The organism is Streptomyces sp. NPDC001493, from assembly GCF_053597235.1.
Genome location: NZ_JBSFHV010000007.1, coordinates 158,589 through 171,336 on the forward strand (window position 1 = coordinate 158,589; position 12,748 = coordinate 171,336).

At 71.6% G+C, this 12,748-nt stretch carries 8 protein-coding genes and 1 pseudogene; all 9 read left to right on the forward strand.

Going from position 1 to position 12,748, the window contains the following annotated elements; genetic code table 11:
* Nucleotides 1-34 precede the first annotated feature (34 nt).
* A complete protein-coding gene (locus ACWCWD_RS13240; protein ID WP_450772557.1) occupies nt 35-844 on the forward strand; it encodes a 2OG-Fe(II)-dependent halogenase WelO5 family protein in 810 nt (269 codons plus the stop codon).
* 55 nt (nt 845-899) lie between these two features.
* Entirely contained in the window at nt 900-5,225 is a 4,326-nt protein-coding gene (locus tag ACWCWD_RS13245) for an amino acid adenylation domain-containing protein (RefSeq protein ID WP_450772559.1), read from the forward strand.
* A complete protein-coding gene (locus tag ACWCWD_RS13250) occupies nt 5,218-5,988 on the forward strand; it encodes an SDR family oxidoreductase (RefSeq protein WP_450772560.1) in 771 nt (256 codons plus the stop codon). Before ACWCWD_RS13245 ends, ACWCWD_RS13250 begins: the two co-directional genes overlap by 8 nt.
* Before the next feature lie 117 nt (nt 5,989-6,105).
* Nucleotides 6,106-7,380 (forward strand): ATP-grasp domain-containing protein, encoded by a 1,275-nt coding sequence (locus tag ACWCWD_RS13255; protein WP_450772561.1) that lies wholly within the window; start codon nt 6,106-6,108, stop codon nt 7,378-7,380.
* Nucleotides 7,377-8,705 (forward strand): ATP-grasp domain-containing protein, encoded by a 1,329-nt coding sequence (locus ACWCWD_RS13260; RefSeq protein WP_450772563.1) that lies wholly within the window; start codon nt 7,377-7,379, stop codon nt 8,703-8,705. Before ACWCWD_RS13255 ends, ACWCWD_RS13260 begins: the two co-directional genes overlap by 4 nt.
* Complete coding sequence (locus ACWCWD_RS13265) at nt 8,702-9,400, forward strand: aspartyl/asparaginyl beta-hydroxylase domain-containing protein (RefSeq protein WP_450772564.1); 699 nt, start codon at nt 8,702-8,704, stop codon at nt 9,398-9,400. Before ACWCWD_RS13260 ends, ACWCWD_RS13265 begins: the two co-directional genes overlap by 4 nt.
* 95 nt (nt 9,401-9,495) lie before the next feature.
* Nucleotides 9,496-10,605, forward strand: coding sequence for a GNAT family N-acetyltransferase (locus ACWCWD_RS13270; protein WP_450772566.1), 1,110 nt, complete (start codon nt 9,496-9,498; stop codon nt 10,603-10,605).
* A 51-nt stretch (nt 10,606-10,656) separates the two neighbouring features.
* Nucleotides 10,657-11,919 carry an MFS transporter gene (locus ACWCWD_RS13275; RefSeq protein WP_450772567.1) on the forward strand — a complete coding sequence of 421 codons (1,263 nt, stop codon included), beginning with the start codon at nt 10,657-10,659 and terminating at the stop codon, nt 11,917-11,919.
* A 101-nt stretch (nt 11,920-12,020) separates the two neighbouring features.
* Nucleotides 12,021-12,455, forward strand: a pseudogene (locus ACWCWD_RS13280) (transposase family protein); the annotation flags it as partial.
* Between the last annotated feature and the right edge of the window lie 293 nt (nt 12,456-12,748).

Here is a 12,748-nt window from a genome sequence, read left to right on the forward strand (position 1 = left end):
CTCCTGCCCACTCTCAACCCGAGGAGCCCTTTTCGTGAGCGTCAACACCGATGTCGTCAGGACCCTGACGAACGAAATCGCCACCGAACTCACCACCGAGACGCTGCTCAAGCTGGCCAACCGTGAGATCGGCGCGATCCACGTCCGCGGCTACTACCCCGTCGACGTCGCCGAGGGCGTCGCGCAGAAGGCGATCAACCACCAGGCTCTCGGCAATTACCACAAGCAGCACACCAGCAGCGTCGGCCGCGTCTACATGCCGCACATCGACACCAAGTGGGACGCGGAGCTGACGGACAAGTACCACGAGCAGGCCCTGCCGGCCATCCAGGACGTCCGCTCGATGTTCCACCCCTACCTCTCTCCGGTGGACCGGGTCCGCCTGGAGCTGCAGGAGCTGTGGCCGGCGGGCGCCAACCTGCTGCGCCTGCGCGGGCGCGCCTGCTTCGTGGGCGCCTTCCGGGTCTTCCAGCCCTCCACCTCGGAGTTCTACCCGCACAACGACGCGATCGACCAGGAGAGCGACGCCCCGGAGATCGAGGGCGTGGTCAACCAGCTCGTCGCCAACATCTACCTCCAGGTGCCGAAGGAGGGCGGCGACCTGCACCTCTGGCTCCGTGAGCCCACCGAGGACGAGACGAAGACCATTCTCGACGTCGAGGGCCTGGAGCCGGATTCCGTCGAGGAGCCGGTGCACGTCATCCACCCCGAAGCCGGCGACCTCATCATCTTCAGCCCCCGCATGCTGCACGCCGTGACCGCCGGACAGGGCGAACACCGCGTCGGCGCCGCCGCGTTCATCGCCTCCAAGGGTCCGCAGGAGCCGCTCGTCTTCTGGAGCTGATCCCGGCTCACCGGCACCCCTTCCGACCGACCGCCCCCACGCAGAGGACTACGGCATGCTCCCGGCTCTGGTTCGTACGCACGCGACGGCCCACCCGAACCGAACGGCCGTCGCCGTGGGTCAGGACCGCCTGACCTACGCGCAGCTCGACGACCGGGTGTCCCGGCTGATCCGCCGGCTGCGCGGCCGGGGCATCGGCCGTGGTTCTCTCGTGGGCATCCACCTCGACCGGTCTCCGGACGTGGTGGTGGCGCTCCTCGCCGTGCTCGGAACGGGCGCGGCGTACACGGTCGTCGAGCCCACCGACCCCGTGGCGGAAGGGGCCGGCCGGCTCGCCGCCGCCGCCCCCGGCCTCCTGCTCACCTCCCGGCGCTACCGCGACGAGCTCACCCGGTCGGGGTTCGACGTCCTGGAGGTGGGCGAGGAGGGGACCGGCACCGCCGGCCCGGCCCCGCTCGCCGAGCCGGGCCCCGACGACATCGCGTACGTCCTCTACACCTCGGGATCGACCGGCGTCCCCAAGGGCGTCATGGTCACCCACGCCAACGTGCGGCACTACACCACATCGCTGCTGGCCCGGCTCGACATCGCCGAGCCGCTCTCGTACGCGCACGTCACCACGCTCGCGGCGGACCTCGGCAACACCTGTCTCTTCCTGGCCCTGTGGACCGGCGGCACCCTGCACCTCGTCGACGACGCCACGCGCCGCGACCCGATGGGCCTGCTGCGTCATCTGCACGCCGAGCGCATCGACGTGCTCAAGACGACCCCCTCGCACTGGGGCGTCCTCTTCCGGGCCTTCGGCCACGACGCCACGACCCGGCCCGAGTTGCGCGTCCTGCTGCTCGGCGGCGAGCTGATGCCGGTGTCGCTGGCCCGCAGCGTCCTCGCCTCGGGCGTCACGCGCACCCTGGTCAACCACTACGGCCCCACCGAGGCCACGGTGGGGATCGCGGCACAGGTGCTGCGCGACGAGGCGGCCCTGGACCTGATCGGCGACGCCGCGTCCGTCCCCATCGGCACCGCGTTCGGCGAGACCCGCCTGTTCGTACGCACCGAGGACGGGAGCTTCCACCAGCGCGACGCGGTCGGTGAACTCTACGTCGCCGGACCCTCGGTCACCCGGGGCTACCGCAACGACGCCGGGGCCACCGCCAAGGCGTTCACCAACGAACTCGACGAGGCCATGCCGGGACTGGGCACGGCCTACCGCACCGGTGACACGGTACGGGCCGACGGCCGGGGCGTCCTGGAGTTCCTCGGCCGCGGCGACCGCCAGGTCAAGGTCGGCGGCTACCGCGTGGAGCTCGGGCACGTGGAGGCGGGCCTGCGACGGCTGCCCGCGGTCTCCGACGCCCTCGCCCTCCGCCCGACCGCCGAGCGGCCCGCGCTCGTCGCGGCCGTCACCACCGCCGGGGCGACCACGGAGGCCCAGCCGGCCGCGATACGGGCGCAGTTGCGGGACATCCTGCCCGCGTACATGATTCCGGACCGCATCGAGGTCTTCGACGACTTCCCGCGCAACGACAACGGGAAGACCGACCAGGCCGCGCTGAGCCGGCTCGTCGAGGACCGCCTGAACGACCGCGCCGAGCGCACCCACGACGTCGACGAGGACGACCCGGTCCTCTCCGAGGTGCTCGCGGCCTGGCGCCGCCACCTGGGCCACGGCGACTTCGGGGTGCACGACGACTTCACCCTGGCCGGCGGCAGTTCCATCGGCGCCATCCAGATCATCGCCGACCTCCAGGCCAAGGGGCACCAGGTGTCGGCGGCCGCGTTCTTCGCGGCACCCACCGTCGCGGCGCTCGCCGCCCGCATCGCGGCGGGCGCGGGAACCGGGCGGACCCCGCACGCCGGCACCGGCAGAGGCGTGGCCGTCGAGGACGACACGGCGCTCTCCCCGGCCCAGCAGTGGTTCTTCCGGAGCGGGTTCGCACAGCCCGACCAGTGGAACCAGGCGCTGCTGCTGGACATCGACGCCGCCGCACGGCCCGACGCCCTGGAAGCGGCCGTCGCCGACATGGTCGCGCTGCACCCGCTGCTGCGCACCGCCTTCCGCGGCGAAGGCAACGACCGCCGGCGCCACGTCGTCGACCCGGGCCGTACCTTCACCGCCTCGGCGCTGCCCGAAGGCGAGGAGGCCGTCGCCCGGCACATCGAGGACGTGGCGGCCGCCAGGCAGGCCGAGATCTCCGTAACCGGCGGCACCGTCTTCAAGGCGCACCTCTTCCGCGGCGCGGACCAGGCCCATCTCCTGCTGATCTGCCACCACCTCTCGGTCGACGCCGTCTCCTGGCGGATCGTCGTCAACGACCTCAGCCGCTGCTACACCGAGCGGCTGAAGGGCAACACCCCCACGACCGCGGCCGGTACCACCGGGTTCGGCGAATGGGCCACCCACCTCAAGGACCAGGCACCCGTCCTGCGCGCGGACCTCGCCCACTGGGACGAGCTGAGCCACCACGCGCCCAGACCCCGGGACGGCGGGAACCGCGAGGGCGACGCGGAGGCCGTGTGGTTCCGGATCAGCCGCGCCGAGACGGAAGCCCTCACCCGCACGGGCGCCGCCAGCACCGGCACGCCGCCCCACGCCGCCCTGCTCGCCGCCTTCGCACAGGCGCTCGGCGAGGCAGACGGCCTGGACGAGCTGCTGGTCGACGTCGAGAGCCACGGGCGCGAGGCGTTCGACGACGCGGTCGACGTCTCCCGCGCCGTCGGCTGGTTCACCTCCACCTTCCCCATCCGCGTCGGCATCGTCGACGGCGACGTGGCCGCCACGGGCAAGTCGACGGCGAAGGCCCTGCACGAGGTGCCCCACCTGGGCATCGCGTACGGCTTCCACGACCAGCCGCAGCGCGCGGACGTGTGCTTCAACTACCTGGGCTCCTTCGCCCTGCCCTACGGCGACGACCTTCGCCCCACGCTCTCGCGGCACGCGGTGGGCCCGGTGCGCGGCGCCGACAACGACCGCGGCTACGGCCTCAAGCTCACCGCCCGCCTCCACGACGGACAGCTCGTCGCCGACCTCTCGTACACGCCCGGCCGCCACGCCCCGGAGCGGATGCTCCACGTGGCCCGCGCCACCCGCGCGTACCTCCTGGAGGCCACCCGACTCCCTGCCTCCGAAGCCCAGTTCGTCGTCCAGCCCGGGTCGGGTACCGGTCTGCTCGCACAGGTGCCGCGCGCCCTGCGCTGCGAACCGCCCGCCGGGGCCACCCGCGAGTACGGGGCCGTTCTGCTCACCGGTGCCACCGGGTTCATCGGCGCGCATCTGCTGCACCTGCTGCTGACCCGCACCACCGGGCACGTCCACTGCCTGGTGCGCGAGCACCCGGACCGGCCGGCCTTCGAGCGGCTGCGGGAGGCGTACGCCTGGTACCGGCCGGACGACGACCTGGCGCGCTGGGGCGACCGTGTCACCGTGCACGCCTCCGACCTGGCCGAGCCGGGCTTCGGGCTCGCCGACGAGGAGTACGCGACGCTGACCCGCGAGGTCGAGGCGGTGTACCACCTGGCCAGCAACACACGGCTGTTCGGCGACCGGGACACCTTCGACCGGGACAACACCGCCCCCGTGCGCGCCATGATCCGCCTGGCGGGTACCGGCCGGACCAAGGACCTGCACTACGTCTCCACCCTCGCGGTCTGCGGCAGCGGCGCGGAGGGTGAGCGGGCCGTCTTCTCGGAGGACAGCCTCACCATCGGCCAGCGCTTCCTCAACGAGTACGAGCGCAGCAAATACGACGCGGAACGCCTCGTCCACGAGTTCGCGGCGGGCGGGGGCGCCGGGTTCATCTACCGGTCCGGCAACGTCACCGGCCACTCGCTCACCGGCCGCTTCCAGCGCAACGGCAGCGACAACCGGCTCATCCAGCTCCTGCGCGCCTGCGCACGCCTGGGCCGGGTACCCGGCATCGGCTCCGAGACGCTCGCACTGAGCCCCGTGGACACCGTCGCCGAGGGCATCCTGGAGATCTCCCGCAGCGCCCGGGTGCGCGGCGGCACCTTCCACGTCGACACCCACCACGAGGTGTCGTACGACGAGATCTTCGCGGCCCTGCGGGAGCTGGGCTGCACTGTCGAGGAGGACCCGGCGCCCGACTTCGCGACGCTCTTCGGCCGCCACATCGGCGGCAGCGACGAGCAGATATCACTGGCGCACTTCTGGGCGAGCCGCCCGGAACGCAACGTGCGTTACGACCACACGCGCACCCGGCGCCTGCTCGCCCACCTCGGCGTGGAGTTCGCGCCGCTGGACCGCGCCTGGCTGCGCGCGTACTTCACCGGGCTCATCCAGCGGGGCGAGATCTCCCTCGCGGCCGACCGCCAGGCCGACCGACAAGACACGCACGACAACCAAGGGGTACGACATGACTGAGGCAATCAGCGAGAGGCGCGTCGCCGTCGTGACGGGGGCCTCCTCGGGGATCGGCCGGGCCGTCGCGACCGCCTTCGCCCGGGGCGGCATCCACGTGGTGGCCGCCGGGCGCAGGGCCGACCGGCTGGCCGACGTCCAGTCCGGGGCGGCCGGCATGCCCGGCTCCGTGCTGCCGTTCCCCGGGGACATGACCCGGCCGGCGTACACCGAGGAGCTGCTCGTGGCGGCCGAGCGGGAGTTCGCCCCCGCCGACATCTTCGTGGCCTCGGCCGGACGGGGCCTGGCCGGCACCGTCCTCAGCTCGGACCCGGGCCAGTGGCAGGAGGTCATCGAGGCGAACTACCTCGCGATCCTCCACCAACTGCGCGCCTCCGCAGCCGAGTTCGTGAAGCAGGCGCAGGCGGACAGTGGGCGCCGGGTGCGTGACATCGTCGTCATCGGCTCCACCGTCGGACGCCAGGTGTCGGCCGCCAATCCGGTCTACGGCTCCACGAAGTTCGCCGTGCACTCGCTGGTCGAGGCGCTGCGCCAGGAAGTGTGCGCGCACAACATCCGGGTGACGCTGATCGAGCCCGGCTTCGTGCGCTCCGGCTTCCAGGAGGCCGCCGGCTACGACAGCGAGTGGTTCGAGTCCGTGGCCGAGCAGAACGGTCCGCTCCTCGTGCCCGAAGACGTCGCCTCCGTCGTCGAGTTCGTGGTCGGCCGGCCGACCCACGTGCACCTCGACGACATCCGGCTGCGCCCCACCCGCCAGAAAGCCTGAGGGCCGTGCCCGTGGACGGCTTCCTCACCCTCCGGTGCATCCCGCGCGGCCGCTCCTCGTCCACCTGACCACCCCCGACCGGCCGCAGCCGCGGCACCCACCAGATGAGGAATCCAGTTGTCCCAGAACAAACCGGTCGTCGTGCTGGTCGACGCGTACACGTCGGGCAAGTACCTGCCCCCGGAGTTCGCCGCCCTGGGCGCGGATCTGGTGCACGTCCAGAGCACCCCCGGGTTCATGCCGTCGATGCCCGCCCCCGACCTGAGCGTCTACCGCGCCGCACTGGTGCACGAGGACCTGGAGAAGACGCTGGCCCGGCTGGAGGAGTACGCGCCGCTGTGCGTCATGGCCGGGCAGGAACCGGGTGTGCTCCTCGCGGACCAGCTCTCCGAGGGTCTCGGCCTGCCGACGAACGGCACGGCGCTGTCCGGGGCCCGGCGGGACAAGTACCTCATGGGCGAGGCGCTGCGGGCCGCCGGTCTGCACTGCGCGGACCAGCTCAGGAGCCGCGACACGCAGGCGCTCGTACGGTGGGCCGAGGGGACCGGCCGCTTCCCGGTGGTCGTCAAGCCTCTCAACTCGGCTGCCGGTGACGGGGTTTTCATATGCGCCGACGCCGAGGAGGTGCGGGCCGCGGCGGACGGGATCCTGGGTACGGAGACGATCTACGGCGACACGAACACGGAGGTGCTCGTCCAGTCCTACCTCCAGGGCACCGAGTACGTGGTCGACATGGTGTCGTACGGGAGGCGGCGCTACGTCTGCGGTGTCTGGGAGTACGAGAAGCGGCTGCTGCCCTCGGGCCGCAACATCTACGACCGCGAACGGCTGCTGGCCGCCGACGAGGGTCCGGCGCCCGAGCTGATCGCCTACGTGGAGAAGGCCCTGGACGCCCTCGGCGTCCACTTCGGGCCGACCCACGCCGAGGTCATCGTCACCCCCGAGGGCCCGGCCCTGGTCGAGGTCGGCACGCGCATCGCGGGGAACATGCACCCCGGATTCCACGACGCGTGCGCGGGCGGCAACCAGGCCGCACTCACCGCGCTCGCCTACCTGGCCCCCGGGCGGTTCGTCCAGGAGTACGCGGGACGGCGCTACGAGAAGGTCCGCGAAGCCATCTGCTGCACCACGTCGACGACGCGGTCCGGGACCGTCGAGAGCATCGACCAGGACGCCGTCGCCGAGCTCTCCGGCCTGGAGAGCGTGGCCCGCTTCGACCTGAAGATCGAGCCGGGCGGCATCGTCCGCCCGACCGTGGACCTCTACTCGAGCACGCTGCGGATCTTCATGTCCGCGGCCTCGATGGACGAGATCGACCGCGACTACCGGCGGATCGAAGAGATCAAGGACCGGATCTACCGGCTCCGCGAGACAAGTGCGGGTGAGAAGTGAGTACGGTCGTCGTCGCGGTCTTCCCCAACTCGGGAGTACGGCCGCTGGACATCGCCGGGGCGGCCCGCGCGTGCGGGCTCTCTCCCGTCTACGTGGCGCTGACCGGCGCCCTGGACGCGCAGGAGCGCGCCGAGTACGCGGCGCTCGGACCGGTCGTCGAGTCCGACGAGCACGAACTGGCCCCCACCGTAGCGGCATTGAGCGCCCACACACTGTCCGGCGTGACGACGTTCAGCGAGGGCCTGGTGCCCTTCACCGCCCGGCTCGCCCAGGCACTTGACCTGCCGTACCACGACCTGGAGACGGTGACCCGGCTCACCGACAAGAGCGCCCAGCGGCAACGCCTCGCCGAGCGGAAGGTGGACGCCGTCCGGTCGGTCGCGGTGACCAGCCGCGCCGAGGCCCTCGCACTCCTCGACGAGTGGCCGGGCCCCGTCGTGGTCAAGCCGGTGCGCGGCCAGAGCAGCATCGACACCCACTTCGTGGCGGGCGCGGCCGACTTCCCCGAGGACCTGACGCCCACCGCCGAACGCCCCTTCGTCGTCGAGGAGTTCCTGCGCGGCCGGGACGAGGGCGACTTCGGGGACTACGTCTCGGTCGAATCCCTGGTCGTGGACGGCACCGCCCACACCCTCGGAGTCACCGGCAAGTTCCCGCTGATGCCGCCGTTCCGCGAGCACGGCGGTTTCGTGCCCTCCCACCTCGCGCCGGCCGAGCACGGAAGCGTGGCCCGGCTCGCCAACGACGCCGCGCTCGCCCTCGGCATCCGGCAGGGCCTGGTCCACACCGAGATCAAGCTGACCCCCGAGGGCCCGAGGATCATCGAGGTCAACGGCCGCCTGGGCGGGTTCGTGGCCGACATGTACCAGCGCGCCATGGGCATCGACCTGCACGAACTGGGCATCCGGGCAGCCTGCGGCCTCCCGGTGGAGCTTCCCGAACCCCTCGTGGAAACGGTGGAGTTCCAGTACTTCGGTCTCTCCCCGGTGCCCGACGGCGGTGTGCTGCAGCGCGTGGAGGGCGTCGAGACGATGCTCAAGGAGCCCGGTGTCGTCAGGCACTGGCAGCGCCTGGCCGTCGGTGGACAACTCCCGCCGGCCGCGACCTCGTTCTTCATGGACATCCTGCTCGGCAGCGCCCCCGACCACGCCGCGATGCTGGAGACCATCGACCGCGCGTTGACCCATCTGCGGCTCACCTTCGCGGAGTCCGGCGGCGGTACGAGCGTGTGGCAGGCGCGCCGCGGCGGGATGAAGCGCATCGGGTGGACGCCACCACCCGCTCCACCGCACACCGGATCCGACACGACCAGGAGTACGCCTTGAAGGGCTCCCCGTACCTCAACAACCCGCGCGCGCAAGCTCTCAACAACTGGATCTTCCTGCGCAAGGCGGGCGGCAGGAACCGCCGCCGCATCATGCCCTCGCACGCAGTCTTTCCCGAAGTCTGGGAGCTGGAGCGGCAGTTCCCGGCCGTCCAAGCCGAGGTGGACGCGCTGCTCGCGAGCCGCAGCATCCCGACCTACGACACCTTCGACCCGGAGCGCGCGGCCCAGGTGTCCGAGGAGTGGAAGCTCTACTACGCGTACATGTTCGGGAACAGCAACAAGCTGGCCAAGAAGGACCTGCCGACCCTGCTCTCCTTCGCCCAGAACACCCCGAACGTGGTCAACGCCTTCGTCTCCATCCTGGAGCCGGGCGTCGTGCTGCCCTCGCACCAGGACCCGTACGCGGGCATCCTCCGCTACCACCTGGGCATCCGGATCCCCAAGGACAACCCGCCGCGCATCCGTCTCGCGGACGAGTACCACCAGTGGAAGGAGGGCGAGAGCGCCGTCCTCGACGTCTCACTGGAACACGAGGTCGTCAACGACAGCAGCGAAGCGCGCGTGATCGTCATCATCGACTTCCGCCGCCCCATGGGCCCGCTCGCCGGACTGCTCAACCGCTACTGCCTGTGGCAGAAGCGCAAGTTCGCCCCCCAGTTCGTCGAGGCCTCCAAGTACGACGTCATGCACTGACGCGCACCGCGGGGCCGGAGCACCGACGCTCCGGCCCCGCCGGCACCGACTCCCCACCGAACCACCCCGATCCAGCGACACCAGGAGGGCGCCCCGTGCTCACCACGACGACGACCGTACGGCAGCCCGGCAGGGTCCACGCCGTCGAGCGGGCCGCCGACCTGCCCAGGGAGGGCTGGGACGCCCTGACCGGACCGTCCGACATCTTCCTCACCTGCCGCTGGCTCGACGTCGTCGAGGCGACCGCCGGGGTCCCCATGACCTACCTGTGGACCGAGCGCGAGGGCCGGCCCGTCGCGGGCCTGGCCACCGCGACCGCCACCACCTCCGTGCCGTGGGCGCTCGGCCGCCCCGACGTGGTGCTGCGCAACAGCGCCGAGGCCGAACTGCCGGGGGCGGCCGAGATGCTGGCCGGTGTCGGGGACGACCCCTCGGGGACGCTGATGCCCGCGCTGGTGGCGGGCGGCCGCCACGTCGGCAGCACGCGCGTCCTGCGCTCTCCCGAGGCCACCGACGAGGACATCGAGTCACTGGTCGAGGCCGCCGAGGCCCTGGCGCGCGAGGCCGGTCTCGCCTCCGTGTGCTTCCTCTACCTCGACGAACAGGACGCCGACCTCGCGAAAACCCTGGACGCGCGCGGCTACCTCTCGTACACGACCGGCCGCTACAGCACCCTGCGGGTACCGGAGGACGGGTTCGACGGCTATCTCGCCGCCCTGCCGCGCAAGCGCCGGGTGTCCATCGGCGCCGAGCGCCGCCGGATACGGGAGGCGCGGGCCCAGGTCGCCATCGAGTCCCTGGACACGGCGGACCTGCCGCGCTTCGCGGAACTGGAGTCCGCGCTGCTCGCCAAGTACGGCATCGACATCCGTCCCGACCAGGTCCTCGCGCAGATCCGCCAGGTCCGCGACTGCTTCGGCGACGACGCGTTCGCCGTCGTGGCACGCGCCGAGGACGAAGTCCGCGGCTACGGCCTGATCCTGCGACACGGCGACCACTGGTACGCGCGCCAGACCGGCTACGACTACGCCTACCAGGAACGCACCGGGCTGCCCCTGTACTTCGAGGTCCTCTACTACCGCCTGCTCGAAGAAGCCGCCGCGGCCGGGGTCACCACCCTGCACTACGGCCTCGGCAGCGAGCGGGCCAAGCGCTCCCGCGGCTGCACGGCGACGGAACAGCGCTGCCGTCTGCTCCGGCTGTGACCCGCCGGACACCACCCAACCCATCCCGCAGGCACCGAAGGACTCCGTGACATGACATCCACCACTGTGAAGAGCGCGCGAGGGTCCGCTCCCGTGCTCCCGCGCGGGCCCGGTGTCGTCTGGTTCGGCCTGTCGGAAGTCGTCAAGGCCCTGGGCACCGGCTTCTTCTACCCCTTCTCCCTGCTGTTCTTCACCGAACTGTCGGGGGAGTCGCTGCGCTCGGTCGGCCTGGTCCTGACCGTCACGGCGCTCGCGGTGCTGCCGGGGCTCTTCGCCGTCGGCCGCCTGGTGGACCGGGTCGGGCCGAAGCCCGTGCTCATCGCGGCCGCGCTGGTCCGGGTCGCCTGCTTCGTCGGCATCGTCTCCTTCCGGGGCCTCGTCCCCCTGGTCGTGTGCACCCTGCTGCTCGCCCTCGGCAACCGGGCCGAGCAGGCGTCGAGCCCGCTGCTCGCGATCCGGCTGGCCCCGGAGGGACAGAGCGGCCAGTGGCTCGCGCTGACCCGGGTCGCCTTCAACGCCGGGATCGGCGCCGGGGCCCTCCTGGCCAGCCTGTTCATCGTGGACACGGCGTCGGGGTTCGTGGTGCTGGGTATCGTCACCGCGGCCGGCTTCGTCCTCACGGCCCTGCTGTACCTCCGCGTACCGCCGGGGCGGCCGACCGAACCCGCCCGGCGCAGAGGCCTGGCCGGCAGCCATGCCGCACCCTGGCGCGACCTGCCGTTCCTGCGTACGGCGGGCGCGAACGCCCTGCTCCTGACGTCCGCCCTGGCGGTGGAGAGCGCCCTGCCGGTGTTCGTCCTGCGCGAGCTGCACATGCCGTCGTGGATCGTGGGCGTGCTGTTCGCGGTCAACACCGTTCTGCTCACGGTGCTGCAACTGCCCCTGAGCCGGGTGCTGGAGCGGTTCCGGCCGGGGATCGTCCTCGCCGTCGGCGGGATGTCGTACGTCGCGCTGTACGCGTCCGCGCTGCTGGCCGGGAGCGTGCCGCGCGGGGCGCAGATCACCCTGCTGGTCGCCGGTATGGCCCTGTACACCCTCGGGGAACTGTCCGTCTCCCAGGCCGCGATGGTGATGCTGACGAGCTTGCCGCCCAAGCAGGAGCAGGGCGCCTACCTGGCGTTCAACCAGCTCTTCGCGGGCGGCGCGACGGCCCTCGCCCCGCTGCTCGTGGCCACCCTGCTGGCCAGCTTCCCGCTGACGCTGTGGTGGGTCCTGGCGGCCGGCAGCGTGATGGCGGCACTCCTGGCCATGACGGTCCTGCACACGCACGAGCGGGCGGCAGCCCGTTCCCTGGAAGCCGAGGCCGAAGCCTGACCCAGCCGCGAGCGCGTCACCGCCGGGACCCGTCCCGGGCGAACCGCAGCTTGTCTACCCAGCGGAGATCGATCTGTCCAGCGATCACCTGCGCAACCTCGCTCAACCCGATTGCCGCCGGCACCCCGTACTACTCCGGCAAACATAAACGCCACGGCATGAACGTCCAGGTCCTGACCGACCCGTTCGGACGGCTGGTGTGGGCCTCGCCTGCGCTTCCAGGTTCCACGCACGACCTGACCGCAGCCCGTACTCACGGCATCGTCGAGGCACTCACCGATGCGCAGCTCAAGTGCTGGGCGGACAAGGCGTACCAAGGAGCTGGCGGGGACCCGTCCGAGTGCCGTTCTGGGGCCGCTGCCTGAAGAGATGGAAGCGCCGTCAACACAGCAGCCACGCCAAGATCCGCTGCCTCGTCGTGCAGGCCATGGCGACTCTCAAGGGCCGGCGCCTCCTGTGGAAGCTTCGTTGGAGCACCAACCGGATCACCGGCATCGTGAAGCGCCGTCCTCGTCCTTCATCACGCATCAGCATGAGGTTGGAAAAGGCTCACTGTCGGAGTCTTGCTCCTGGCCGCGCTGTGCGCACCCCGCGAGACCAGCGAACGCGCATTCCGGCTGCTGGACTTGATGAAGGAGAGCCCCGAGCCCCCGCCACCGGCGCCCGCGCCTTCGGCCCGGCGCCGCGCCCAGCAGGTAGGGCGCTGACGGACAGTCCCCCGCCCCTTCCAACGCCCGAGCCGGGACCGAACTCCCGCGCAACCATGACGCCCGAGCCCTGCCCGTCGCCACTCCCACGTCTCCTTGCCCGATCTCGATCGTTCTGCGGA

What these genes read in the sequence shown, in the direction of transcription:
- ACWCWD_RS13245 (WP_450772559.1), top strand. Translation starts at nt 900, where the DNA reads ATGCTCCCGGCTCTGGTTCGTACGCACGCGACGGCCCACCCGAACCGA.
- ACWCWD_RS13250 (WP_450772560.1), top strand. Translation starts at nt 5,218, where the DNA reads ATGACTGAGGCAATCAGCGAGAGGCGCGTCGCCGTCGTGACGGGGGCC.
- ACWCWD_RS13275 (WP_450772567.1), top strand. Translation starts at nt 10,657, where the DNA reads ATGACATCCACCACTGTGAAGAGCGCGCGAGGGTCCGCTCCCGTGCTC.